Genomic DNA, 24,705 nt, shown 5'->3' with positions numbered 1-24,705 from the left:
GTCAATGCTCCACGCCGAGGTACGCCCGGATCACGTCTTCGTTGTTCCGAACTTCATCCGGCGTGCCGTCGCCGATCTTCTTGCCGTAGTCCAGCACCACCACGCGGTCGGAGATGTCCATCACCACGCCCATGTCGTGCTCGATGAGGACGATGGTCGCGCCGAATTCGTCGTTCACATCGAGGATGAAGCGGCTCATGTCCTGCTTCTCCTCGACGTTCATGCCGGCCATGGGTTCGTCCAACAACAGCACCTGCGGCTCCATCGCGAGCGCGCGGCCGAGGTCCACGCGCTTTTGCAGGCCGTAGGGCAGGCGGCCCACCGGCGTCTTGCGGTGCGCCTGGATCTCCAGGAAATCGATGATGTGCTCGACGAACTCGCGGTGACGCAGTTCCTCGCGCTCGGCCGGACCCCAGCGCAGCGCCTGTGCGAGCAGGCCGCTCTTCATCTTGAGGTTGCGCCCCGTCATGATGTTGTCGAGCACGCTCATGCCCTTGAAGAGCGCCAGGTTCTGGAAGGTGCGCGCCACGCCCATCTCGGCCACCTGGCGCGAGTTCATGTGCTTGAAGGTCTGGCCGCGGAAAGTGATGGAGCCCTGCTGCGGCCAGTACACGCCGTTGATGCAGTTCAGCATCGAGCTCTTGCCCGCACCGTTCGGTCCGATGATGGCCCGCACCTCGTGCTCGCGCACGTTGAAGCTGATGTCCGTGAGCGCTTTCACGCCGCCGAAGCTCAGGCTGATGTTCTGGACGTCGAGGATGACGTCGCCGATCTTTCGGTTGCTCATGCAGCGGCCTTCACGATGGGGAAGGTCTTGGCGTCGTTGATCTTCAGCGTGGCGCTGACAACCCCCGTGCGTCCGTCCTCGAACTTGACCTGGGTCTCGATGAACTGCGCGGTCTTGCCGCCGTAGAGCGCATCGACCAGCACGGCGTATTTCTCGGCGATGAAGCCGCGGCGCACCTTGCGCGTGCGGGTCAGTTCGTCGTCGTCGGGGTCGAGTTCCTTGTGCAGCACAAGGAAGCGCGCGATCTGCGTCTCGCCCATGCCGTCTTCGCTCGCGAGGTCGGCGTTGACCTTGCCGATGCACTCGGCAATCAGCGCGAGCACCTCGGGCTTGCCGGCCAGGTCGACGTAGCCGCCATAGGCAAGGCCCCGGCGCTCGGCCCAGTTGCCCACCGCTTCGAAGTCGATGTTGATGGCCGCGCAGACCTCGTTGCGGCCGTTGCCGAAGCACACCGCTTCCTTGATCTGCGGGAAGAACTTGAGCTTGTTCTCGATGTAGTTGGGCGCAAAGATCGCGCCGCTCACGAGCCTGCCCACGTCCTTCGCCCGGTCGATGATGCGCAGGTGCCCTTCGCTGTCGAGCACGCCCGCGTCGCCGGTGTGGAAGTAGCCGTTGGCATCGAGCACCTCCGCGGTGGCGTCGGGGCGCTTGTAGTACTCCTTCAGCACCGAGACGCCGCGCACCAGCACTTCGCCGTCTTCTGCGATCTTCAGTTCGATGCCCGGTGCGGCGGTGCCTACGGTCTGCAGCTTGACCTTGCCGTCCTGCTGCAGGCATACATAGGCGCAGGTCTCGGTCTGGCCGTAGAACTGCTTCAGGTTCACGCCGATGGAGCGGTAGAAGCGGAACAGGTCGGGGCCGATGGCTGCGCCGGCCGTGTACGCCACGCGGATGCGGCTCATGCCCAGCACGTTGCGCAGCGGCCCGTAGATCAGCAGGTTGCCGAGGCCGTACATCAGCCGGTCGCCCGTGCTCACGGTGGCACCGTTGAGGATGTCGGCACCCACGCGTTGCGCGAGCGCCATGAACTTCGCATAGAGCCAGCGCTTGGGAGCCGCCGCGTCTTCCATGCGGATCGACACCGCGGTGAGCAGGCCTTCGAAGGTGCGCGGCGGGCCGAAGTAGTAGCTCGGGCCGATCTCGCGCATGTCGTTCATCACCGTCTCGGCCGACTCGGGGCAGTTGAGCGTGAAGCCGCCCACCAGCCACTGCGCCACCGAAAACAGATGGTCGCCGACCCACGCCATCGGCAGGTAGCTCATGATGTTGTCGCCGGGGCCGAGCCTGTCGGTCTCCACGCCGCCGCGGCCCGCCGCGATGAAGCTCGCATGCGTCTGGCACACGCCCTTGGGGCGGCCGGTGGTGCCCGAGGTGTAGAGGATCACGCCGACGTCAGTGGCTTCGCCGCTTGCCACCGCGCGGTCGTAATAGCCTACGTTGGCCTTGTCGAACTCGCGGCCGAGTGCGCGCAATTGCTCGTAGCTCATGAGCCCGGGCTGGTCGTAGTGGCGCAGGCCCTTGGGGTCGTCGTAGATGATGTGGCGGATGCCGTGCTGCTGGTCCTTCTGCAGCTCGCGGCACTCGAGCAGCTTGTCGACCTGCTCCTGGTCTTCGACGATCACGAAGTCGATGGCTGCGTCCTGCAGCATGAAGACCATTTCGCTCGCCACCGCGTCCTGGTAGAGCGGCACCGGCACGCCGCGCAGGCTCTGCGCGGCGACCACCGCCATGTACAGGTGCGGCCGGTTGGCGCCCACGATGGCGAGGTTGTCGAAGGGCTTGAAGCCGAGGCTCGCGAGGCCGCAGGCCATCTCGCGCACCTCCTCTGCCACGGCGTTCCAGTTCCAGGTCTGCCAGATGCCGAGGTCTTTCTCGCGCACGGCGGGCGACTCGGGTTGGGCCTGGGCATGCGCGAGCAGCAGCCGGGGGAAGGTGGGGTCGTTTGTTTGCACAGTGGGCGGATCGTAGGCTTCACTTTGACGCCCGGTTGTCGTTCCGACGACAATCCTAGGGACACTACTCCCCGGAGTTTCCCGATGCCTCACGGCAACCTCAACCAGAGCCCGCTCGGCTCGCTCGGCAACTCGATCAAGGACCGCGTGCGTCCCGCCAATGCCGCGGAGCTCGACGGCATCCCCTGGCTGCCGACGCTCACGCCCGCCGAACGCCGCCGCGCCGAGGCCGCGCTGGTGGTGGGCGAGGCCGAGCCCGGCGACCTCGTGTGCCGCGTCGGCCGCTCACCCACCTACTGGTTCGGCGTGGTCGAAGGCCTCTTGAAGATGAGCAACGACAACGCCGACGGCGGCTCGGTCACCTACACGGGCGTTCCGCCCGGCGGCTGGTTCGGCGAAGGCACGGTGATGAAGCGCGAGCCCTACCGCTACAACATCCAGGCGCTGCGCCGCAGCGTGGTGGCGGGCCTGCCGATCGAGAGCTTCCATTGGCTGCTCGATCACTCGATCGGCTTCAACCGCTTCGTGATGAACCAGCTCAACGAACGGCTCGGCCAGTTCATTGCCGCACTGGAGATCGACCGGCTCAACAACCCCGACGCGCGCGTGGCGCGCAACCTGGTGTCGCTGTTCAACCCGGTGCTGTACCCCGGCGTGGGCGAAGTCTTGCGCATCACGCAGCAGGAGCTCGCGTACCTGGTGGGCCTGTCGCGCCAGCGCGTGAACGAGGCGCTCAACGGCCTCTCGGCGCAGGGCCTGATCCGCGTGGAATACGGCGGCCTGCGCGTGCTCGATCTGCCGGGCCTGCGCGCGACCGCGATGTCGAACAAGAAGAACGCCTCGGCGGAAACGGAAACCTCATGACCCTCAAAGACCAGCTCCAGGTCGTGCCCGCGAACGCGGAAGCGGCCTTCATTCCACCGCCCGAAACGACGAAGGCGAAAGCCGCAGAAACCGGCCCGACGCTAGAAGAAGCCATCGCGCGCAACGAGACGCTGACCGAGAAGATCGATGCGCTCGATGCCATCCTGGCCAAGCCGCTCAGCGAGATCCTCGGCGACCGCGAGAAGGCCGAGGAAGCCGCGCTCGCCTGGGATCGTTTCGGCGCGATGTGGATGCTCTCGCAGCGTGCGATGCGCCGCGTGGCGCTCGACCTCGCGGCGCAGCTCGGCGTGAGCGAAGAAGAAGTCGTCGCGCGTGCAATGACGAACGCCAACGCGGTGCTCAACGGCGCGGATGAAGTCGACCTCGGCGGCACCATCGCGCCCGCGCAGTTGCAGCACATCGCGCGGCACCGCGCCTTCCTGCGCAAACAGTTCCGTACCGGCTGAGCCGCAAGGCCTCTCGATACCCCTTAACCTCCCGGCCTCCTCCCCGCCTTCGTTCAAGAAAGACTTTCCCGATGACTGCTTCCCACCTCACCCTGATCACCGGCGCCTCGCGCGGCCTGGGCCGTGCCATGGCCGAACAGTTGCTGCAGGCCGGCCACACGGTGCTCGGCATTTCGCGCAAGCAAGATGCGCAACTGGCCGACGTGGCCAAGGCCGCCGGCCCCGAACTCGTTCAATGGGAGCAGGACCTGTCCGATCCGGTGGCTGCATCGGCCCGCGTGTCTGCATGGCTCAAGACCTTGGATGCGCAGCGCTTCGACAGCGTGACCCTCATCAACAACGCCGGCACGGTCGGCAACCCGGCGCCGCTCGCGAGCGCCGTGCCGGCCGAGCTGGCACAGGCGCTGCGCATCGGCCTCGAAGCGCCGATGCTGCTGACTGCCGCGTTCCTCGGTGCCACGCGCGAATGGCGCGGCGCGCGCAAGGTGCTGAACATCTCGTCTGGCCTCGGCCGCAACGCGATGGGCAGCCAGGCGCCTTACTGCGCCGCCAAGGCCGGCATGGACCGTTTCTCGCAGGCCGTGGCGCTCGAGGAAGCGGGCACACCGAACGGCGCACGCATCGTCTCGCTCGCGCCGGGCATCATCGATACCGACATGCAGGTGCAACTGCGCGGCGCATCGGCCGAGAACTTTCCGGACCGCACGCGCTTCGTGAGCATGAAGGAAGAAGGCCGGCTCGACAGCCCCGCGAGCGCCGCCGCCAAGGTGCTGAAGTACCTGGCGCGCGAAGACTTCGGCGCGAACCCCGTGGCCGACGTGCGCGACCCGGCCTGAGCGCCCGGAAGAAAGAAGAAAGCGAACACGCCATGGCCACCGCAAAGTCGATCGACACCCTCGAGTACAAGCTCTTTCCCTCGCCGAGGAACGTGCACCGCATCGTCTTCGAACACCAGGTATTCGTGCCGTACCCGTACGCGCTGATCGTGATGGACGAGTTCTACTTCAAGGGGCGCTACAGCCTGTTCTCGGCGTGCAGGATGAGCGACGGGAAGATGGGGCAGGTGGCGACGTTCGAATTGGCTTCGGACGTGGACATCTTCAACACGAAGTTCGTGCCGGACTGACCCTCGGTATCTCTTTCTTTCTCCCTCCCCTTTCGGGGGAGGGCAGGGGTGGGGGCTCGCGGCGCATCAAGCACTAGCGGCGTATCAAACGCCGTCTAGCCCCCATCCCAACCTTCCCCCAGAGGGGGAAGGAGCAAGACCGCATCACTGCATCGCGAACCGATCCCGCTGCGCCTCTGCGCACTCCCCCATCACGTTCAACGCCCGCGACACCGCGGGCGTGCCGATCACGAACGGATTCGCCCCGTTCGCCGGCTGCTGCCGCAGCGCCGCCAGGCGGATCTGCGAACTGTCCATGGCCGAGTGGTTCGACAGCAGCACATCGACGTTCTGCGCCTTCACCACGGTGTCCATGCGCCGCGTGGCGCCGATGTAGCTCTCCAGCCGCGGCAGGTTCTTGCCGAAGTTGAAGGCGGTGCCGCCCCAGAGCATTGCGCGGTGCTTCCGGCCGTTCGCGCTCACGTCGAACACAGGCGAGATCGTGCCCATGGTGTGGCCCGGCGTGATGTAGAGCGTGAGGGTGGTGTCGCCCAGCGTGAGGCGGTCGCCGTCTTTCACCGACAGGTCGCCCGCGCCGCGCTTGGGCGGCGCGCCCCAGATCGGCGTGGCGAACTCGAGCTTGGTCTCGGTCATCGTCCAGTCGGCTTCGCTCATCACCACGCGGGCTCGGTACTTCTGCGCAAGGTAGGGCGCGCCGCCGTAGTGGTCGCCGTGGCCGTGCGTGACGACCACGTACTTGATCTGGGCCGGATCGAGGCCGAGCCGGCGCATGCCGCCTTCGATGAGCGCGGCGGCTTCCATCTGGTTGTTGAGCGCATCGATGAGGATGATGCCGTCCGAGGTCTTGATCGCCCAGGCGCTCACCCAGTCGGCGCCCACGAAGTAGAGGTTATCGAAGGCCTTGCCCGGCGGCGGCGCGGGCTTGTCGATGAGCGCCTTCAGGCCCTTGTCCAGCTCGGCCTGCGGAGGCTGCGCGGCGGGCGCGGGCTTGCACAGCGACAGGAACGGCGTGAGGTCGGTGCCGGCCGTGCGCGTGGCCGCGGCGACGTGCGCGGCCACGGTGGCTTCCGAAGGAGGTTGTTGTTGCTGCGCCGGTGTCTGCGCGCAGCCCTGGAGGAACGCGGCAACCGCTGCCAGGGCGGTTGTCTTCAGCAGCAGCGTGCGTGAGTTCTCGCGAAGAAATGCCATCGGTGTCTCCATGCCGTCGTCGCGGCCCGTTGTGGAGACACCATTCTGCGACTGCGAGGCTTATTCGATGGTCGCGCCCGAGGCTTGCACGATGCCCTTCCACTTCTCGTAGTCGGTCTTCAGCAGCGTGCCGAAGTGGTCGGGCGTCATGCTTTCCGGTTCCGCGCCCTGGGCGATGATCGCGGCCTTCATTTCGGGCGTGGCCAGGAGCTTGTTGATCTCGGTGTTGAGCGTGGCGACGATGTCCTTGGGCGTGCCGGCGGGCACGAAGACGCCATACCAGGTGCTCACGTCGAAGCCCTTGTAGCCGAGCTCGGCGACGGTGGGCGTCTCGGGCAGCGAGGTGCTGCGCTTGGCCGAGGTGACGGCCAGCGGACGCAGCTTGCCGGCCTTGATCTGAGCCAGTGCCGAGGGCACCGACGACACCATCAGGTCGACGTTGCCCGCCAGCACGTCCATCATGGCCGCGTTGGAGCCCTTGTAGGGCACGTGGCGCATCTTGATCTTGGCGGCGCTGTTGAAGATCTCGCCGGCCAGGTGGATGGTGGTGCCGTTGCCGGGCGAGCCGTAGGTGACGGTGTCGGGCGCGGCGCGCGCAGCCTTCACCACATCGTCGAGCGTCTTGAACTTCGAGTTGGCCTGCGTGACGATCACCACCGGCGTGTAGGCCACGTGGGCCACGGCCGTGAGGTCCTTCACCGGGTTGTAGCTCAGGTTCTTGTAGAGCCAGGGCGCCACGACCATGTTGTCCTTCTGGCCCATCACGATGTCGTAGCCCGTGGGCGCGGCGCGCGCGGCCTCGGCGATGCCGATGGTGCCGCCGGCGCCGCCGCGGTTGTCGGGCACCACGGTCCAGTGGTTGGCCTCGGTGAGCTTCTGCGCGACCAGGCGCGCCAGGATGTCGGTGCCGCCGCCTGGCGGGAACGGCACGATCATGCGGATGGGCTTGGCGGGGTAGCTTTGCGCATGCACGGCGACGGCGGCAAAGGCCAGGGGAAGCGCCAGCGCAAGGGCCAGCGTGCGGGTGAGTTTGCGGATCATGGGTTTGTCTCTTGGTCTGGACGGATCGGGGTTGCAGCTGTGGCGACGATGGAGGTCTTTTGGCCTCACTGCACCGAGGGTGCAGTGTGCCGCAAGCGCCGCGATGGTGTTTTCGTGGTTTGCGATGGGCCCCGTATCAGACGGCGGCGACTTGACAGGGCGGTTTCGGCGCCGAACATGACATGTCGATCCATACCAAGGAGAGACAACCATGCTCGGAAACATCGATGCAGCGCCCAACCTCGCGGTGAAAGACCTCGCGGTGGCCCGCCGCTTTTATGAAGACACGCTGGGCCTTTCGCAAGTCGACGCGGAGGGCGACGAAGTCGTCGTCTACCGCAGCGGCAACACGCGCGTCAACGTGTATCGCTCGGCGTTCGCCGGCACCAACCAGGCGACGGCCGTGACCTGGCAGGTCGGCGAGGACATCGAGCGCCTCGCCGCGGCGCTCAAGGCCAAGGGCGTGCGCTTCGAGCACTACGACATGCCCGATACGAAGCTCGAAGGCGACCTCCATGTCATGGGCGGCATGAAGGTCGCGTGGTTCAAGGACCCGGACGGGAACATCCTGAACCTGATCAACGGCTGATCGATCAGCCGAAATCTCAACCGAAGTTCTTGGCCGCGAAGTCCCAGTTCACCAGCTTGGTCAGGAAGGTCTCGACGAACTTCGGGCGCAGGTTGCGGTAATCGATGTAGTAGGCGTGTTCCCAGACGTCCACGGTCAAGAGCGCCGTGTCTGCAGTCGTCAGCGGCGTGCCGGCGGCGCCGGTGTTCACGATGTCCACCGAACCGTCGGCCTTCTTCACGAGCCAGGTCCAGCCCGAACCGAAGTTGCCGACAGCCGACTTCACGAACGCTTCCTTGAAGGCGTCGTAGCTGCCCCACTTGGCATCGATGGCCTTGGCTAGGGCGCCGGTCGGTGCACCGCCGCCTTGTGGCTTCATGCAGTTCCAGAAGAAGGTGTGGTTCCAGATTTGCGCAGCGTTGTTGTAGATGCCGCCGCTGGCCTTCTTGATGATTTCTTCCAGCGTGAGGGCTTCGAACTCGGTGCCCTTCTGCAGGTTGTTGAGGTTCACCACGTAGGCGTTGTGATGCTTGCCGTAGTGGTATTCGAGCGTCTCTTGCGAGTACTCGGGTGCCAGCGCGTCCAGGGCGTAGGGCAGGGGTGGGAGCTTGTGTTCCATCGTGGTTCCTTTTCGGTCGGTTGTGGGTAAATCGTTGTTCGGTGTTCAGTCAGGCGCGCGGCTTCGGGCTCACCTGGTAGGCGCAGCGCCGCGCACCGGCGAGCACATGCTCGACGCGGCTGACGGTCACTTCGGGCCCCAGCACTTCGTCGAAGAGTTGCAGTTCGCTGCGGCAAAAACCGGTGCAGGCCTGCGCCGCGGTGCAGATGGGGCAGTGGTTCTCGATGAAGAGAAAGCCATCGCCCTCGGGCCGGAACTCGGCCATGTAGCCCTCGCGGCTGCGAATCTCGGCCAGCCGCTCCAGCCGCGTCTTGAGGCTGCGCGCGCCGCGCATCGCCTCGGTGTAGGTGGCACGCATCGCGTTCTCGCGCGCGCCGATCAACTGGTCCATGCCCTTCTCGCCGAACACGCTGATCACGGCGCTGATCATCTGCACCGTCATCTCGGCGTGCGTGTCGGGAAAGCGCTTGTGGCCTTCGCCGGTGAGTCGCCAGATCTGCGTCGGCCGCCCGCGTCCGCTAGGACGGCTTTCCGCGTCGACCAGGCCTTCGGTCTCCAGCTTGGCCATCTGCTGGCGCACCGCTTCCACCGTGACGCCCAGCACCTTGGCGATGTCGGGAATGCCGAGTGCGCCACGGGTCTTGAGCGTGGAGAGGATGCGGTCTGCCGGCTGGTGCGGCATCCAGGTGGGCTTGGCGTCGATGGGGGCGGACATGGACGTTTCGTGGGTTCTTGTGGGGCTCTTGCTAGGCCGATTGTCAGGCGGCCGGCCCTCCCTTCGAATCCGAGGGTGCTTGCCACCCGCCGCCCAGCGCCTTGTAGAGCGCGACGAGGCTGGTGTACGAGGCGGTTTCGGCCTCGGCCACCGCGTCCTGCGCACGCAGCAATGTACGTTGCGCATCGAGCACGCTCAGGTAGGGCGCGGCCCCTTCGCGGTAGCGGACTTCGGCCAGTTCGGCCGCGCGGCCGCTGCGGGCCGCGGCCTGCACCAGCGACTGCAGGCGCTGCTGGTTCTGGCCGTAGCCGGCGAGGGCGCTTTCCACGTCCTCGATGGCGCGCAGCACGGTCTGCTCGTAGAGCGCGCGGTCGCCCTCGGCTCGCGCCTCGGCGCCGCGCACGCGGGCCTTGACCGAGCCCAGCCGGAACGCCGGCCAACTCACGCCCGGCGTCACGCTGAAGGCGCGGCTGGACGAACTGCCGAGGTCCGAACCGCGCAGCGCGATGAAGCCGAGGAAGCCGCCGATGTCGAAGCGCGGATACAGCTCGGCCGTGGTCGCGCCCACATCGGCCGTGCTGGCCGCGAGGCCGCGCTCGGCGCGCAGCACGTCGGGCCGGCGCCGCAGCAGGTCGCCCAGGTCGCCGATGGGCAGTCGCTTGTCGAGCACGCGCAGGGGGCGCGGTTGCAGCATCGGCTCCAGCTCGGCGGGGCGCAGGCCCGCCAGCACCGCCACGCGGTACGCGGCCTGCCGGCGCGTGGTCTCGAAGGCGGGCAGCTGGCTTTCGGTGGTCGCGAGATTGGCCTGTGCGCTTGCGAGGTCGACTTCGAGCCCGCGGCCGGTCTGCACCTGCGCCTCGGTCACGCGCAGGCTGCTGCGCAGGCTTTCGAGCGTGCGGCGCGTCACCGCCAGGCGCTGCTCGGCACCGCGCATTTCGTAGTAGTTGCGCGCCAGTTCGGCCACGGCCACGATGCGCACCTGTTCGAGGTCGGCCGCGCTGGCTTCGGTGCGTGCGGTGGCTGCTTCGTCGAGGCGCTTGAGGCGCCCGAACAGGTCGATCTCCCAAGAGGCATCGAAGCCCGCGCGGCTGCTCTGGGCGAGTGCGCGTGCGTCGGGCTGCGCGCCGCTGTTGCCCTGCGCGATGCCGCGCGTCTTGCTCGCGTCCACCGTCACGACGGGCAGGCGGTCCAGCTCGGCCTCGGTCTGCGACGCGCGGGCTTCCAGCAGCCGCGCCTCGGCGATACGGATGTCGTGGTTGGCGGCGAGCGCGCGTTCGATCAGCGCATCGAGCTGCGGATCGTCGAGCTGGCGCCACCAGTCGCGCTGCACGGCATCGTTGGCGAACAGCGAGCGCTCGGGCGCCGAGATGGCGACCGGCGCGTCGGACGGCGCGGTGTAGGTCGGCCCGACGGCGCAGCCCGCCAGCACCAACGCGCCGAGCAAGAAAGGTGCGGTGTTGAAAAGTCTGTTCATGGTCATGCTCCTTCGACCAACGCGTCGAGTTCGGTGGTGCGCTGTGAGCGCCCCACCGTGCGGTGGTCGCGCGCCAGCAGCGTGTACATCGTGGGCAGTACGAAGAGCGTGAAGAGCGTGCCCACCAGCATGCCCACCACGATCACCAGACCGATGCTGAAGCGGCTGTTGGCGCCCGCGCCGCTCGCGAACAAGAGCGGCACCAGCCCCACCACCATCGCGGCGGTCGTCATCAAGATCGGGCGGAGCCGGATGCGCGCGGCCTGCTCGATGGCCGGGCGGCGCTCCAGGTTGTCGCGCGCCTGGATCTCGTTGGCGAACTCCACCATCAGGATGCCGTGCTTGCTGATGAGCCCGATGAGCGTCACCAGCCCGATCTGCGTGTAGATGTTGATGGTCGCGAAGCCCAGCGCCAGCGGCACGAGTGCACCGCAGATCGACATCGGCACGCTGATCAGAATGATCAGCGGATCGCGCAGGCTTTCGTACTGCGCGGCCAGCACGAGGTAGATCACGACGATCGCGAACACGAAGGCCACCACCAGCGCCGAGCCTTCCTGCGTGAACTGGCGCGCATCCGATTGCCAGTCGTAGCTGAAGCCCGCGGGCAGCTTCTTCGCCTCGTCGCTCAGGAATGCCACCGCATCGCCCATCGTCACGCCCGGCATCGGAATGGCCTGGAAGGTCGCGGCGTTGAGCTGGTTGAACTGCGTGAGCTTGTTGGGACCGACGCTGGTGGAAAGCGTCACCAGGTTCGCGAGCGGCACGGGCTGCCCGCTCGCGCTCTTCACGAAGTAGCGTGACAGGGCCTCGGCCGACAGCCGCTGGTCGCGCGGCGACTGCGGGATCACATCGTACGAACGCCCGTCCATGCCGAAACGGTTGACGTAGTTCTCGCCCACCAGCACCGCGAGCGTGTCGCCGATGGCCTTCATCGTCACGCCCATGCTGTTGGCCTTGGAGCGGTCCACGCGCACCTCGGTCACCGGGTTGTTGAACTCCAGGTCGCTGTCGACCACGGCGAACTTGCCGCTCTCGCGCGCTGCCGTCTTGAGCGTTTCCATCGCCTCGAACACCGCGCGGTGGTCTCCGGCGCTGCGGATCACCATCTGCACCGGCAGCCCGCCGGTGGAGCCCGGCAGCGAGGGCAGCTGGAACGCGAAGATGTTGCTGCCCTCCACATCGCCCATGCTCGCCTGCACCTCGCCCTGGATCTGGTCGGCGTTGCGCTTGCGGTCCTTCCAGTCCGACAGCTGCACGCCGCCGATGCTGTTCGATACACCGTCGGAGCCGTTGATGAGCCAGCGGCCTGTGTTCTCGGGGAGCGCCGCGAACACGTCGTCCCACTTCTGGCCGAACTTCTCGACGTAGTCGATGTTGGCGTGCTGCGGCGACTTGATGACGGTGAGCACCATCGCCTGGTCTTCGCCCGGGGCGAGCTCGCGCTGCGACGCGTTGTAGAGAAAGGGCAGGCTCACCAGCACCACGGCCGCGAAGAGGCCCGTCACCCAGCGGTGGTGCAGCGACACGTCGAGCAGCCGGCCGTAGGCGGTAGCGAGCTTGTGGAAGAACGACTCCGCATAGCGCGCCATGCGGCTGCCGGTGGCGTTCTGCGGCAGCAGGAACGAGCTCATCACCGGCGACAGCGTGAGCGCGATCACGCCCGAGACCACCACCGCGCCCGCAAGCGTGAAGGCGAACTCCTTGAAGAGCGAGCCGGTGAGCCCGCCCATGAGGCCGATGGGTGCGTACACGGCGGCCAGCGTGAGCGTCATCGCGATCACCGGGTCGGCCACTTCGCGCGCGCCGATCAGCGCGGCCTGCACGCGCGACTTGCCTTCTTCGATGTGGCGGTGCACGTTCTCCACCACCACGATCGCGTCGTCCACCACTAGGCCGATGGCCAGCACCATCGCCAGCAATGTGAGCAGGTTGATGCTGAATCCGAACAGCAGCATCAGCGCCGCCGCACCCAGCATCGACAAGGGAATCGTCACCACCGGAATCAGCACCGCGCGCAGCGACCCGAGGCACAGGAAGATCACGAGCACCACGATGGCGATGGCTTCGAGCAGCGTCTTCTGCACCTCGTCGATCGAGGCCTCGATGAAGCGCGCGAGTTCGAAGGGCAGCTGCACCTCCACGCCCGGCGGCATGTTCTGCTTGATGCCGGGCAGGAGGTCGCGGATGCGCTTCACGATCACCAGCGGGTTGCCGTTGGGCGCCGCCTGCAGGCCGAGGTAGATGGCCTTGTCGCCGTCCATCGTCGCGCTGCTGTCGGCGCTGGCCGCACCGAGCTCCACGGTGGCCACGTCGCCCAGCCGCACCAGGGCGTCGCCCTCGCGCTTGATGACCATGTCGCGGAACTCGGCCACGTTCACCAGGTCTGTGTTCACGCGGATGTTCGACACCACGTACAGCCCCTTCACCTGGCCAGGTGCGGCTTGCACGTTGTTCTGCCGCAGGGCGTCGGCCAGCTCGCCGGCCGAGATACCGCGCGCGGCCATGCGGTTGGCGTCGAGCCACACGCGCATCGCCAGCGTCTGCCCGCCCGACACCTCGACACCCGAGACACCGGGGATCGATGCGAACTGCGGCTGCACCACGCGCGAGAGGTAGTCGGTGAGCGCGGGCACCGGCATCGTCTTGCTCGAGAAGCCGACGTACGCCACCGCGGTGGCTTCGCCCGACGACTTGAGGATGACCGGATCGAAGGCCTCGGCCGGCAACCGGTACTTGACCTGGCTCACCTGCGCCATCGCCTGCGTGAGCGCCTGGTTGGCATCGGCGTTGAGCTTCATGCGCACGCTGATCACGCTGCGCCCGAGCGTGGAAGACGAGGAGAGGTAGTCCACGTTTTCGATGGTCGCCACTGCCTGCGCGATCGGTTGCGTGACGAAGCCCTGCATCAGCTCCGGCGAGGCGCCCGGGTACTGCGTGGTGATGGTGAGCGTGGTGCTCTCGGTGAGCGGGTACTGGCGCACCGGCAGGTCGCCGAGCGCGCGGGCGCCCAGCAGCAGGATCAGCGTGCTCACCACCAGCGCCAGCACGGGGCGGCGCACGAAGAGGTCGGTGAACTTCATGACTTGCGTTCCGTGAAAGCGAGCGTGTCCTTCCCGGCCGGCGCGACGGCGGCGCCGGTGTACAGGCGCAGCTGGCCCGAGGTGACGACCTTCTCGCCAGCCTTCAAACCTTGTTCGATGACGACGAGGCCGTCCTGCCGGTCGCCCGCTTTCACGAACACCTGGTGGGCTGTGAAGCCGTCGCCTTTTTCGGCGGGCCGCACGACGAAGACCGAATCGCCGTGCGTGCTGTAGGTGATGGCGGTCTCGGGCACGGTGATCGCATCGGTGCGCGAAGGCAGCGCGACCTTGCCGTTGACGTACATGCCGGGAGTGAGCGCGCCGTCGGCGTTGTCCACCGTGGCCTGCAGCCGCACGGTGCGCGTGTCGCTGCCGATCTGCGGCTCGATGGCGCTCAGCTTGCCTTGGAACACACGGCCCGGGTACGCATCGACCGCGAGCGACACCGCCTGGTTGCGCTTGAGCGCCGGCAGCGCCGTCTCGGGCAGCGTGAGGTTGGCGAACAGCGTGCGTCCGTCGGTGAGCGACACCAGCGTATCGCCGGCCCGCACGAACTGGCCGAGATTGACCTTGCGGATGCCCAGCACGCCATCGAACGGCGCCTTGATGCGCTTCTGCTCGACCAGTGCCTGCACGCGGCGCAGCTCGCCGCTGGCCTGGTCGAAGCCGGCTTGGGCCTGCTCCAACTGCTCCTGCGTGGCGGCCTGCTGCGGCAGCAGGCGGCGCGTGCGGTCGAGCAAAGCCTTGGCGTTGGCGCGCTGGGCGGTCAGGCGCTCCAGGTCGCCCTGCTCGGGCGCGTCGTTGAGTTGAACGAGCAATTGGCCGGCGCGCACTTCGGCGCCCGGCGTGAAGAGGATCTTGGCGACGCGCCCCTCCACTTCGGCCGGCACCTCGACCTGCCGGTTGGCCTCCAGCGTGCCGATGCCGCTGAGGAAGCGCGCCATCTCCGTCGGTCGCGCGGCGGCCACCGCCACCTTGGCCGGCGGCATGCCGCCGCCCTCCGCATGCGCTGGTCTCAGCCTGGCGAGCCCGTAGCCGGCCGCTCCCATCACCAGTACCGCCAGGCCGGCACCAAGCCAGGCCCTTGATCGTGTGTCCATGATCTCGATCCGTTATTTATCAAAGTTGATGCTTTGATTATTGAATGCCGTCGAAGGCGCTGTCGAGCAAGACAACGCAAAGACCCCGATAGGGCCGGGCTATCCGCAGGTTCTTGCGGTCCGGCGCCTGTTCTGAAGACGTGCGGGCATGCGGCTTTGTGACAGCCGGGGCTTGGAAAAAAGAGGCGCGGCGGGCTCGGAAGCGGCGCGTTTTTACGCTTTCTTTATGCGGCCCCACCGACTCTGTTCCCCGTTTTTACGGACGCCTGCCGAGACTGAAGCCCTTGTGTTTCGCTCCAGGAGCAATCGAAATGGACATCGTCTGGATGGGCGCCTTGCTGGCGCTGTGGGTCGTGGTGGCGGCCATGGTCGTCGGGCTGAACAGGCTCGAGGGATCGAATCCGCCGAAAAGCAGCGGCAACGGAGAAGCATCGTGATCAGCCTCGAAGTCCTCTACGGATTCGGCGCGCTCATCGCGGTGGTCCTGTTCGCCTATCTCGTCTTCGCGCTGATCTGCGCCGAGGAATTCTGAAATGACCGCGTCCGCCTGGGGCCTCCTGGCCCTCTTCCTCGCCGCACTCGCCGTGCTGGCCTGGCCCGTCGGCAAGTTCCTCGCCGCGCTCTGCAATGAGCGCGTGCCGCGCTGGATGCAGCGCGTCGAGGCGCCGCTCTACAAGCTCGCGGGCACCGCCCCTGAGCGCTCGATGAACTGGCGCACCTATGCGCTGGCGCTCCTGGCCTTCAACCTCCTGGGCGCCGTCGTTGTCTACGCCCTGCAGCGCCTGCAGGGCGTGCTGCCGCTGAACCCGGCCGGCATGGGCGCGGTGTCGGCCGACTCGGCCTTCAACACCGCGGTGAGCTTCGTCAGCAACACCAACTGGCAGGGCTACGCGGGCGAATCGACCATGAGCTATCTCACGCAGATGCTCGGTCTCACGGTGCAGAACTTCTTCTCCGCCGCCACCGGCATCGCGGTGGCCTTCGCGCTGGTGCGCGGCTTTGCGCGCCGGGGCGACGGCGCGGGGAGCAAGGGCCTGGTCGGCAACTTCTGGGCCGACATCACCCGCGTCACGCTGTGGGTGCTGGTGCCGCTGTCGTTCGTGCTCGCGGTCTTCTTCGTGGGCCAGGGCGTGATCCAGAACTTCGATGCCTACAAGGATGTGGCCACCGTCGAGACCACCGCCTTCCAGCAGCCGAAGAACGGCGTCGATGGCCAGCCGCTGAAGGACGAGAAGGGCGCCCCCGTGATGGAAGACGCCACCACCAAGACGCAGACCCTTGCCATGGGCCCGGTCGCGTCGCAGGAAGCCATCAAGATGATCGGCACCAACGGCGGCGGCTTCTTCAACGCCAACTCGGCGCACCCCTACGAGAACCCGACCGCGCTCAGCAACCTGCTGCAGATGATCGCGATCTTCCTGATCCCGGCGGCCCTGTGCTTCACCTTCGGCCACGTCGTCGGCGACATGCGCCAGGGCTGGGCCGTGCTCGCGGCGATGACGGTCATGTTCGTGGTCGCGGTGATGGTGATCACGCCGGCCGAGCAGGGCGGCAATCCATTGTTCGCATCGCTCGGCGTGGACCAAATGTCCAGCGCATTGCAGAGCGGCGGCAACATGGAAGGCAAGGAAGTGCGCTTCGGCATCGATGCCTCGGCCCTCTTCGCCGCGATCACCACCGCGGCTTCGTGCGGTGCCGTGAATGCGATGCACGACTCGCTCACCCCGCTCGGCGGCATGGTGCCCATGGTGCTCATGCAGCTTGGCGAGGTGGTGTTCGGCGGCGTCGGCAGCGGCCTCTACGGCATGCTGATCTTTGCGATGCTCGCGGTGTTCATCGCGGGCCTGATGATCGGCCGCACGCCCGAGTACCTGGGCAAGAAGATCGAGGTGCGCGAGATGAAGCTCATCTCCATCGCCATTCTGGTCACGCCGATCCTGGTGTTGGCCGGCACCGCGGTGGCGGTGATCGCGGGCGCCGGCAAGGCCGGCATCGCGAACCCCGGCGCGCACGGCTTCTCGGAAATCCTCTACGCGCTGACCTCGGCTGCCAACAACAACGGCAGTGCCTTTGCGGGCCTCTCGGCCAACACGCCCTTCTACAACGGACTGCTCGCGCTGGCCATGTGGCTCGGCCGCTTCGCGATGATCGTGCCGGTGCTGGCCATTGCCGGCTCGCTGGCCGCCAAGAAGCGCCTGCCCGTCACCAGCGGCACGCTGCCCACGCACGGCCCGCTGTTCGTCTCCTTGCTGATCGGCACCGTCCTGTTGGTCGGCTTGCTCAACTACGTGCCGGCATTGGCTCTCGGGCCGATCGTCGAACACCTCGTGCTCTGGAAATAAGAAGGAGCGCACCATGACTGCCAATACCAAAACCTCTCTCTCGCTGCTCGATGCGGCGCTGGTCAAGCCCGCCCTCTGGGGCGCCTTCGCCAAGCTGAACCCGCGCACCCAGTGGCGCAACCCGGTGATGTTCATCGTCTACATCGGGAGCATCCTCACCAGCCTGCTCTGGGTGCATGCGCTCAGCTTCCCGGGCGACACCGGCATGAAGCCCGGCTTCGTGCTCGCCATCACCGTGTGGCTGTGGTTCACCGTGCTGTTCGCGAACTTCGCGGAAGCCCTGGCCGAAGGCCGCAGCAAGGCGCAGGCTGCGTCGCTGCGCGGCCTGCGCAAGGACACCTGGGCCAAGAAACTGGCCGAGCCGCACCACGGTGCGCAATGGCTGCCTGAACAGGCACCCAACCTGCGCAAGGGCGACGTCGTGCTGGTGGAAACCGGCGACGTGATTCCGCTCGACGGCGAAGTGATCGAAGGCGTGGCCTCGGTCGACGAAAGCGCCATCACCGGCGAATCGGCACCCGTGGTGCGCGAATCGGGTGGCGACTTCTCGGCAGTGACCGGCGGCACCCGCGTGCTGTCCGACTGGCTGGTGGTGCGCGTCTCGGTGAACCCGGGCGAGTCGTTCCTGGACCGCATGATCGGCATGGTCGAAGCGGCCAAGCGCCAGAAGACGCCCAACGAGATCGCGCTCACCATCCTGCTGGTGGCGCTCACGCTCGTGTTCCTGATGGTCACCGTCACGCTGCTGCCGTTCTCGGTGTTCAGCGTGGAGGCCGCGGGCGCGGGCACGGTGGTGTCGCTCACCGCATTGGTGGCGCTGCTCGTGTGCCTGATCCCGACCACCATCGGCGGCCTGCTCTCGGCCGTCGGCGTGGCCGGCATGAGCCGCATGATGCAGGCCAACGTGATCGCCACCTCGGGCCGCGCGGTCGAAGCGGCCGGCGACGTCGACGTGCTGCTGCTCGACAAGACCGGCACCATCACGCACGGCAACCGCCAGGCCAGCGCCTTCCTGCCCGCACCCGGCGTGCCGAAGGGCCGCCTTGCGCGCGCCGCGATGCTCGCCTCGATGGCCGACGAAACGCCCGAAGGCCGAAGCATCGTCGAACTTGCACGCCGCGATGGCCTGGAGGCCTCCACCGTCGAAGTTTTGCGCTACGTGCCTTTCACCGCGCAGACCCGCATGAGCGGCGTCGACCTGCCGGCCGCGCCCAACAGCCTGGACACTGACGCTGTGCTGCTGCGCAAGGGTGCGGTCGATGCGATCCGTCGGCATGTCGAATCGATGGGCGGCAGCGTGCCGGCCGAGATGCTGCGCGCCGCCGAGGAAACCGCGCGCCGCGGCAGCACGCCGCTGGCCGTGGCCGAGGGCGACCGCGTGCTCGGCGTGGTCGAGCTCAAGGACATCGTCAAGACCGGCATCAAGGAGCGCTTCGCCGAACTGCGCCGCATGGGCATCAAGACGGTGATGATCACCGGCGACAACAAGCTCACCGCCGCGGCCATCGCGGCCGAGGCCGGCGTGGACGACTTCCTCGCCGAAGCCACGCCCGAGGACAAGCTCGCGCTCATCCGCAAGTACCAGTCCGAAGGCCGCCTGGTCGCGATGACCGGCGACGGCACCAACGACGCGCCCGCGCTCGCGCAGGCCGACGTGGCGGTGGCCATGGGCAGCGGCACGCAGGCCGCGAAGGAGGCCGGCAACATGGTCGACCTCGACTCCAACCCGACCAAGCTGCTCGAAGTGGTGGAGACCGGCAAGGCGCTGCTCATGACGCGCGGCTCGCTCACCACCTTCTCGATCGCGAACGACGTGGCGAAGTACTTCGCGATCATTCCGGCGATCTTCGTCTCGACCTATCCGCAGCTGGGCGCGCTCAACGTGATGCGCCTCGCAAGCCCGTCGTCGGCCATTCTTTCGGCGGTGATCTTCAACGCGCTCGTCATCGTGTTCCTGATTCCGCTCGCGCTCAAGGGTGTGCGCTACCGGCCGGTGGGCGCAGCCGCGCTGCTGCGCCGCAACCTGGCCATCTATGGCCTGGGCGGCCTCGTCGTCCCCTTCATCGGCATCAAGTTGATCGACTGGCTGCTCGTCGCAGTCCGCCTGGTCTGAGGAGCATTTCTCATGAACAACAACAGCAGCATTCTTCGCCCCGCCATCGTGCTCTTCGCATTGTTGAGCGCACTCACCGGGCTCATCTATCCGATGGCCGTCACCGGTGCCGCGAAAGCGGTGTTTCCGAAGGAGGCGGCCGGCAGCCTGATCGTGCTCGATGGCACGACGGTCGGCTCGAAACTCATCGGGCAGAACTTCAGCGACCCGAAGCATTTCTGGGGCCGTCCGTCGGCCACCGCGCCGCAGCCCTACAACGCGAGCGCCTCGGGCGGCGCGAACCAGGGGCCGCTCAACCCGGCGCTGACCGATGCGACCAAGGCGCGTGTCGAAGCGCTGCGCGCCGCGGACCCGGGCAACACCGCGCCGGTGCCGGTCGACCTCGTCACGGCTTCGGCCAGCGGGCTCGACCCGGACATCAGCCCCGCCGCCGCGCACTACCAGGCGGCCCGCGTTGCGCGCGTGCGCGGGGTGCCGGTCGAGCAGATCAACGCGCTGATCGAGAAGAACACCCAGGGCGCGCTTTGGGGGCTGCTCGGTGAATCGCGCGTCAACGTTCTCGCATTGAATCTCGCGCTCGATGCATCGGTGCGCTGAGGAGAAAAACATGGCCTATGCCGCTTATCGTGAACACCCAGGCGTGCTGCGATCGCACGCTCCCATGACCGGTACGAGCCCGTTCTATGTGCTCGATGTCACCGTCTGCTGCGCCGACGCACTGCGCGTGCGCCGCAGCATCGCCGGTTGCCCCGATGCGGGCGTGGTCCGCTGCGAGCCGCTGTTGCACGCCCTCTGCTCGCAGGAAAGCGATGCACCTTGCGTGCGCCTGATGATCCGCCTGCCTATCGCCAGCTACGCCGAGGTGCTGCACCGCCTGATCGAGTGCGTGCCCTCCGGCGAAATCGGCCGGCTCGTGAGCTGGCGCGAGCACCTGGCACGCTGCGGGCTGCGCGATGGTCACTGACCTCCTTCACGCGCTGCTGGCGCTCGCGGCGCTGTTCGTGCCGCTCGGCTTTGCGTGGTGGGCGCTCTCGCGCACCGCGCGGCGGCACGCGGCCAGGCGCCGCAAGGGCGGCCCGATGCGATAACCTGCGCAGCCACCGCCATGCATGACGCCCGCCCCGACCCCGATGCCTTGATTGCGCAGTTGCGCAACGACGAGGCGCGTGCACTGCGCGGCAAGCTGCGCATCTACTTCGGCGCCAGCGCCGGCGTCGGCAAGACCTGGGCAATGCTGAGCGCCGCCCAGCGCGAGCGCGCAGCGGGCCGCGACGTGCTCATAGGCGTAGTCGAAACACATGGCCGTAGCGAAACGGCCGCGCTGCTCGTGGGGCTCGATACGCTGCCGCTGCGCGAGCTGGCCTACCGTGGCCGCACGCTCGCCGAGTTCGACCTCGACGCCGCGCTCGCACGCAAGCCCGCCGTGCTGCTGGTCGACGAACTGGCCCACACCAACGCCCCCGGATCGCGCCACGCCAAGCGCTGGCAGGACGTGCAGGAGCTGCTGGCCGCAGGCATCGAGGTGTGGTCGGCGCTCAACGTGCAGCACCTCGAAAGCCTCAACGGCACGGTCGGCGCGATCACCGGCGTACGCGTGCACGAGACAGTGCCCGACACCGTGCTCGACGAGGCCGACGAAGTGGTGCTGGTCGATGTCACGCCCGACGAACTCACCGCGCGGCTCGCAGCCGGCAAGGTGTACCTGCCGCAGCAGGCCGAGCGCGCCGCTCAGAATTTCTTTCGCAAGGGCAACCTGATCGCACTGCGCGAGATCGCGCTGCGCCGCACCGCCGAGCATGTGGAAGACGATGTGCGCGGCTGGCGGGTCGAGCAGTCCGGGGCGGTCGGCAACGGGCAGGGCGGCGCTTCGCTGCAGGCCTGGAACACCTCGGGCGCGATCCTCGCCTGCGTCGGTCCGCACGAAGGCGCGGCACAGACGGTGCGCACCGCGGCGCGGCTCGCGGGCCAGCTCAACGTGCGATGGCATGCGGCGTACGTCGAAACGCCGCGGCTGCAGCGCCTCGCTGCCGCAGAGCGCGACCGCATCCTCGCAGTGCTCAAGCTCGCCGAGGAACTGGGCGCTGCCACCGCGGTGCTCACGGGTTCCGATGTGGCCGAGCAACTGTCCGAGCAGGCCCGCCGGCTCAACTGCGCGACGCTGGTGATGGGGCGGTCCGAGCCGGTCGGCGGATGGCGTCGTTGGTGGCCCGCCACGCGGGTCTCGTTGCCGCGCGCGCTGGCGCAACGCGCGCCCGCGCTCGATATCCTGGAAGTCGGTCGTGCCGACAGCGCGCGCCGCCTCGCGCGCACGCCGCTCAACACGCCGCGCGCCGACGACGACGATCACGAGAAGGCGCCGATCCACTGGCCCGGCTACGCGTGGGCGACGGCCACCAGCGTGGCACTCACCCTGCTCTGCACGCCGCTCGCCAACGTGCTCGAACTCTCGAACATCGTGATGCTGTTCCTGCTCGGCGTGGTCGGTGTCGCGATGCGCTTCGGGCGCGGGCCTTCGGCGCTCGCGGCCTTGCTCAACGTGGCCGCGTTCGATTACTTCTTCGTGCCGCCGCGCCTGTCGTTCGCGGTGAGCGACGTGCAGTACGTGCTGACCTTCGCGATCATGCTCGGCGTCGGCCTGCTGGTGGGGCAGCTCACCGCGGGGCTGCGCTTTGCGGCCGGCGTATCGACCAGCCGCGAGCGGCGTGCCCGCTCGCTGTTCGAACTCACGCGCGAACTCTCGGCGGCGCTGGAGAGCACGCAGGTCGTCACGCTCGGCGCCGCCGCGGTGCAGGGCCACTTCGGCGGCCATGCACTGGTGCTGGTGACCGATGCGGCCGATCAGCTGGTGCTGCCGACGGAGCCGCCCGAGGGCTTCGATGCGCAGGTGGCCGACTGGGCCTTCCGTCACAGTCAACCTGCGGGCCTTGCGACCGCCACGCTGGCTGCGCAGCCTTGGCACTACGTGCCATTGAAGGCGCCGATGCGTGTGCGCGGGGTGCTGGCGCTGTCGCCCGCGCAGCCGCGCTGGCTGCTGATTCCGGAGCAGGCGCAGCAGCTCGACACGCTGGCCCGGCAGATCGCGATCGCGCTGGAGCGCGTGCACTACGTCGAGGTGGCGCAGCAGGCCGTGGTCGAGATGGAGTCGGAGCGCCTGCGCAATGCCCTGCTCGGCGCGATCTCGCACGACGTGCGCACGCCGCTCACCGCGCTGACCGCGCTGGCCGAATCGCTGCAGACACTGCCGCCCGAAGAACACGGCAACGCGGCACGCGCCATCGTCGCGCAGGCGCACGAGCTGCATGCGCTGGTCAACAACCTGCTGGACATGGCGCGGCTCGAAAGCGGCATCGCGGGCGGCGCGGTGAACCTGCGGCGCGACTGGCAATCGGTCGAGGAGGTCGTGGGCTCGTCGATCCGCGCGGCGCGCACGTCGCTGGGCGATGCCGTCGTGCAGACCGCGCTCGCTGCGGACCTGCCGCTGGTCGAGTTCGATGCGGTTCTGATCGAGCGCGTACTCGTCAACCTGCTGGAGAACGCCACCAAGTACGGCGCGCCACCCATCGTGGTGGGCGCACGCGCCGAACCCGGCACGCTGGTGCTCACGGTGCGCGACCACGGCCCCGGCCTGCCCGCCGCGCTGCTGGGCCACGAACAGAAGCTGTTTGACAAGTTCACCCGCGGCGAGGCCGAGTCGGCTACGCCGGGCGTCGGCCTGGGGCTCGCGATCTGCCGCGCGGTGGTGAGCGCGCACGGCGGCGAAATCACGGCGGCCAACGCACGCGACGGCGGTGCAGAATTCACCGTCACCCTGCCACGTCGCGAGCCCCCCGAACCGGCCGAAGCCCAACTCTGAACCCATGCCATCCCCCACCGCCATCGTGATCGAGGACGAGCCGCAGATCCGCCGCTTCGTGCGCGGCGCGCTCGAGGCCGAAGGCTGGCTGGTGCACGAGGCCGGCACGCTGCGCGACGGCCTCGCCGCAGCCGGCACGCGGCAGCCGGACCTGCTGGTGCTCGACCTGGGGCTGCCCGATGGCGATGGCGTCTCGTTGATCCGCGATGTGCGCGGCTGGTCGGCGGTGCCGATCATCGTGCTGTCGGCCCGCTCCGACGAGGCCGACAAGATCGCCGCGCTCGATGCCGGCGCCGACGACTACCTCACCAAGCCCTTCGGTACCGGAGAGCTGTTGGCCCGCGTGCGCGCCAACCTGCGCCGCCCGCGCGCCGCTGGTGGCGGCAACGATGAACCCGCTGAAGCCGTCTTCCGATTCGGCGAGATCGAACTGGACCGCGCCGCACGCATCGTGCGCCGCGCCGGCGCCGAGGTGCACCTGACACCGACCGAATACCGCCTGCTCTCCGTGCTGGTCGCGAATGCGGGCCGCGTGCTCACGCAGCGCCAGTTGCTGCGCGAGGTGTGGGGGCCGTCGCACACGGACCAGAGCCACTACCTGCGGATCTACATGGGGCATCTGCGACAGAAGCTGGAGGCCGATCCGGCGCAGCCTCGGCATCTGTTGACCGAAACGGCGGTGGGGTACCGGCTGGTGGTTTAGTTGCCGGGGGGCTGCCGAGAGGTCCAATGGCATCACCGCCTTCGACGCTGCATGCTCTGGCTTCAGAGGCATCCCCAGAGATATACCGATTTCTTCTTGGCGATCGCCTCGTTCGCGAGCCTTCGGAGATCTTCCACAACGGGATGCAGTTCAGCTGGATCGCATTCGAGCTCCTCCGTCTTTGCCCATTTTTCCAGCACGGGGCCGAGTGACCCGGAATCCAGGCGCGTCAACAGGATCGTCAGCTCATCTGGAAATCGGTTGAGCCATGCATCGCTGTCCTCGCCGATCTCGATGTACTCGAGGGCGTGCTTGTCGACTTCCCATTCCTTGCCTTCCATGATGGCCCAGAGCGTGGTGATCTCTATGTCCGTAAAGCGCTTGTGCTGGGCGGGGTTCAGCAGTTCCTCGATCTCGTCGCCTTCGTCGGGCTCTTCGATCCGGTTGGCGTAGCGCAACGCCTCCGTGGGGTTGGCGGCGAAGAAATCCGAAAGTATTCCCATCTTTTGTTCCTCAAAAGTTGAATGGAGGGTTGCCGAAGTGCATGGTCTGCGAAGACGCAGATCCTGATGTCGATTACACCCTCCCGCTGCACCGTCAGTTTTACGGATCGGTGACGGCCACGGAGGTCGGCCGAGTCCCCGCACCAGTCGTGTGGCGAGGCTTCTGCAAGGACAAGCACTGTGGCTCCCGGCCAACATGACCATGGT

At 67.5% G+C, this 24,705-nt stretch carries 24 protein-coding genes; 14 read left to right on the top strand and 10 right to left on the bottom strand.

Annotation, left to right across the window (positions count from 1 at the left end):
- Position 1: 1 nt before the first annotated feature.
- Together QFZ83_RS27080 and QFZ83_RS27075 are read right to left on the bottom strand one after the other, a co-directional pair.
- The gene (locus QFZ83_RS27080) at positions 2-787 is read right to left on the bottom strand and encodes an ABC transporter ATP-binding protein (RefSeq protein ID WP_307511447.1); all 786 of its coding nucleotides are present in this window, start codon (positions 785-787) and stop codon (positions 2-4) included.
- Complete coding sequence (locus tag QFZ83_RS27075; RefSeq protein ID WP_307511445.1) at positions 784-2,739, bottom strand: AMP-binding protein; 1,956 nt, start codon at positions 2,737-2,739, stop codon at positions 784-786. The genes QFZ83_RS27080 and QFZ83_RS27075 overlap by 4 nt, the downstream gene beginning before the upstream one ends.
- Before the next feature lie 84 nt (positions 2,740-2,823).
- Here QFZ83_RS27075 and QFZ83_RS27070 point away from each other — a divergent pair, with 84 nt between their 5' ends.
- From QFZ83_RS27070 to QFZ83_RS27055, 4 genes are all read left to right on the top strand, one after another.
- Complete coding sequence (locus QFZ83_RS27070) at positions 2,824-3,603, top strand: Crp/Fnr family transcriptional regulator (protein ID WP_013544056.1); 780 nt, start codon at positions 2,824-2,826, stop codon at positions 3,601-3,603.
- Positions 3,600-4,070, top strand: a complete 471-nt coding sequence (locus QFZ83_RS27065; RefSeq protein ID WP_307511443.1) for a hypothetical protein — start codon at positions 3,600-3,602, stop codon at positions 4,068-4,070. The genes QFZ83_RS27070 and QFZ83_RS27065 overlap by 4 nt, the downstream gene beginning before the upstream one ends.
- A 71-nt stretch (positions 4,071-4,141) precedes the next feature.
- Positions 4,142-4,906 carry an SDR family NAD(P)-dependent oxidoreductase gene (locus QFZ83_RS27060; protein ID WP_307511441.1) on the top strand — a complete coding sequence of 255 codons (765 nt, stop codon included), beginning with the start codon at positions 4,142-4,144 and terminating at the stop codon, positions 4,904-4,906.
- 32 nt (positions 4,907-4,938) lie between these two features.
- Positions 4,939-5,196: a hypothetical protein gene (locus tag QFZ83_RS27055; RefSeq protein WP_013544053.1), complete on the top strand. Its 258-nt coding sequence runs from the start codon at positions 4,939-4,941 to the stop codon at positions 5,194-5,196.
- A 144-nt stretch (positions 5,197-5,340) separates the two neighbouring features.
- On the opposite strand, the gene QFZ83_RS27050 is transcribed toward QFZ83_RS27055, so the two are convergent.
- Positions 5,341-6,384 carry an MBL fold metallo-hydrolase gene (locus QFZ83_RS27050; RefSeq protein WP_307511439.1) on the bottom strand — a complete coding sequence of 348 codons (1,044 nt, stop codon included), beginning with the start codon at positions 6,382-6,384 and terminating at the stop codon, positions 5,341-5,343.
- Positions 6,385-6,444: 60 nt separating this feature from the next.
- Positions 6,445-7,425, bottom strand: coding sequence for a tripartite tricarboxylate transporter substrate binding protein (locus tag QFZ83_RS27045; RefSeq protein WP_013544051.1), 981 nt, complete (start codon positions 7,423-7,425; stop codon positions 6,445-6,447).
- Between the two features lie 211 nt (positions 7,426-7,636).
- Here QFZ83_RS27045 and QFZ83_RS27040 point away from each other — a divergent pair, with 211 nt between their 5' ends.
- Positions 7,637-8,014 (top strand): VOC family protein, encoded by a 378-nt coding sequence (locus QFZ83_RS27040; protein ID WP_307511437.1) that lies wholly within the window; start codon positions 7,637-7,639, stop codon positions 8,012-8,014.
- Between the two features lie 16 nt (positions 8,015-8,030).
- Here QFZ83_RS27040 and QFZ83_RS27035 read toward each other — a convergent pair whose 3' ends face one another.
- The 5 genes from QFZ83_RS27035 to QFZ83_RS27015 are packed head-to-tail and all read right to left on the bottom strand — an operon-like array spanning position 8,031 to position 14,984.
- Positions 8,031-8,612 (bottom strand): superoxide dismutase, encoded by a 582-nt coding sequence (locus QFZ83_RS27035; RefSeq protein WP_307511435.1) that lies wholly within the window; start codon positions 8,610-8,612, stop codon positions 8,031-8,033.
- 49 nt (positions 8,613-8,661) lie between these two features.
- Complete coding sequence (locus QFZ83_RS27030; RefSeq protein ID WP_307511432.1) at positions 8,662-9,327, bottom strand: metalloregulator ArsR/SmtB family transcription factor; 666 nt, start codon at positions 9,325-9,327, stop codon at positions 8,662-8,664.
- 43 nt (positions 9,328-9,370) lie between these two features.
- Positions 9,371-10,801, bottom strand: a complete 1,431-nt coding sequence (locus QFZ83_RS27025) for an efflux transporter outer membrane subunit (protein WP_307511430.1) — start codon at positions 10,799-10,801, stop codon at positions 9,371-9,373.
- 2 nt (positions 10,802-10,803) lie between these two features.
- Positions 10,804-13,884, bottom strand: coding sequence for a MexW/MexI family multidrug efflux RND transporter permease subunit (locus QFZ83_RS27020; RefSeq protein WP_307511428.1), 3,081 nt, complete (start codon positions 13,882-13,884; stop codon positions 10,804-10,806).
- Positions 13,881-14,984 carry an efflux RND transporter periplasmic adaptor subunit gene (locus QFZ83_RS27015; protein WP_307511426.1) on the bottom strand — a complete coding sequence of 368 codons (1,104 nt, stop codon included), beginning with the start codon at positions 14,982-14,984 and terminating at the stop codon, positions 13,881-13,883. The genes QFZ83_RS27020 and QFZ83_RS27015 overlap by 4 nt, the downstream gene beginning before the upstream one ends.
- A gap of 311 nt (positions 14,985-15,295) precedes the next feature.
- On the opposite strand from QFZ83_RS27015, the gene QFZ83_RS27010 reads away from it, so the two are divergent.
- The 9 genes from QFZ83_RS27010 (at position 15,296) to kdpE (ending at position 23,995) form a co-directional block, all read left to right on the top strand.
- Positions 15,296-15,421, top strand: a complete 126-nt coding sequence (locus QFZ83_RS27010) for a hypothetical protein (protein ID WP_307511424.1) — start codon at positions 15,296-15,298, stop codon at positions 15,419-15,421.
- Complete coding sequence (gene kdpF, locus QFZ83_RS27005; RefSeq protein WP_019657711.1) at positions 15,418-15,516, top strand: K(+)-transporting ATPase subunit F; 99 nt, start codon at positions 15,418-15,420, stop codon at positions 15,514-15,516. Before QFZ83_RS27010 ends, kdpF begins: the two co-directional genes overlap by 4 nt.
- Position 15,517: 1 nt before the next feature.
- Entirely contained in the window at positions 15,518-17,326 is a 1,809-nt protein-coding gene (gene kdpA, locus QFZ83_RS27000; RefSeq protein ID WP_307511422.1) for a potassium-transporting ATPase subunit KdpA, read from the top strand.
- Positions 17,327-17,339: 13 nt separating this feature from the next.
- The gene (gene kdpB, locus QFZ83_RS26995; RefSeq protein WP_307511420.1) at positions 17,340-19,439 is read left to right on the top strand and encodes a potassium-transporting ATPase subunit KdpB; all 2,100 of its coding nucleotides are present in this window, start codon (positions 17,340-17,342) and stop codon (positions 19,437-19,439) included.
- Positions 19,440-19,451: 12 nt separating this feature from the next.
- Positions 19,452-20,036 (top strand): potassium-transporting ATPase subunit KdpC, encoded by a 585-nt coding sequence (gene kdpC, locus QFZ83_RS26990; RefSeq protein WP_307511419.1) that lies wholly within the window; start codon positions 19,452-19,454, stop codon positions 20,034-20,036.
- Positions 20,037-20,100: 64 nt separating this feature from the next.
- The gene (locus tag QFZ83_RS26985) at positions 20,101-20,403 is read left to right on the top strand and encodes a hypothetical protein (RefSeq protein ID WP_307511416.1); all 303 of its coding nucleotides are present in this window, start codon (positions 20,101-20,103) and stop codon (positions 20,401-20,403) included.
- Positions 20,393-20,527, top strand: coding sequence for a hypothetical protein (locus tag QFZ83_RS26980; protein WP_307511415.1), 135 nt, complete (start codon positions 20,393-20,395; stop codon positions 20,525-20,527). The genes QFZ83_RS26985 and QFZ83_RS26980 overlap by 11 nt, the downstream gene beginning before the upstream one ends.
- A gap of 17 nt (positions 20,528-20,544) precedes the next feature.
- Positions 20,545-23,292 (top strand): DUF4118 domain-containing protein, encoded by a 2,748-nt coding sequence (locus tag QFZ83_RS26975; protein ID WP_307511414.1) that lies wholly within the window; start codon positions 20,545-20,547, stop codon positions 23,290-23,292.
- 4 nt (positions 23,293-23,296) lie between these two features.
- The gene (kdpE, locus tag QFZ83_RS26970; RefSeq protein WP_307511413.1) at positions 23,297-23,995 is read left to right on the top strand and encodes a two-component system response regulator KdpE; all 699 of its coding nucleotides are present in this window, start codon (positions 23,297-23,299) and stop codon (positions 23,993-23,995) included.
- 62 nt (positions 23,996-24,057) lie between these two features.
- On the opposite strand, the gene QFZ83_RS26965 is transcribed toward kdpE, so the two are convergent.
- Positions 24,058-24,498, bottom strand: coding sequence for a hypothetical protein (locus tag QFZ83_RS26965; RefSeq protein ID WP_307511412.1), 441 nt, complete (start codon positions 24,496-24,498; stop codon positions 24,058-24,060).
- Positions 24,499-24,705 lie beyond the last annotated feature (207 nt).

Origin of the sequence: Variovorax sp. W1I1, from assembly GCF_030815625.1 — a bacterium.
Classification (GTDB): Bacteria; Pseudomonadota; Gammaproteobacteria; order Burkholderiales; family Burkholderiaceae_C; genus Variovorax; species Variovorax paradoxus_C.
Note: the sequence above shows the minus strand (reverse complement) of the source record. Positions and strands in the feature narration are given on the sequence as shown.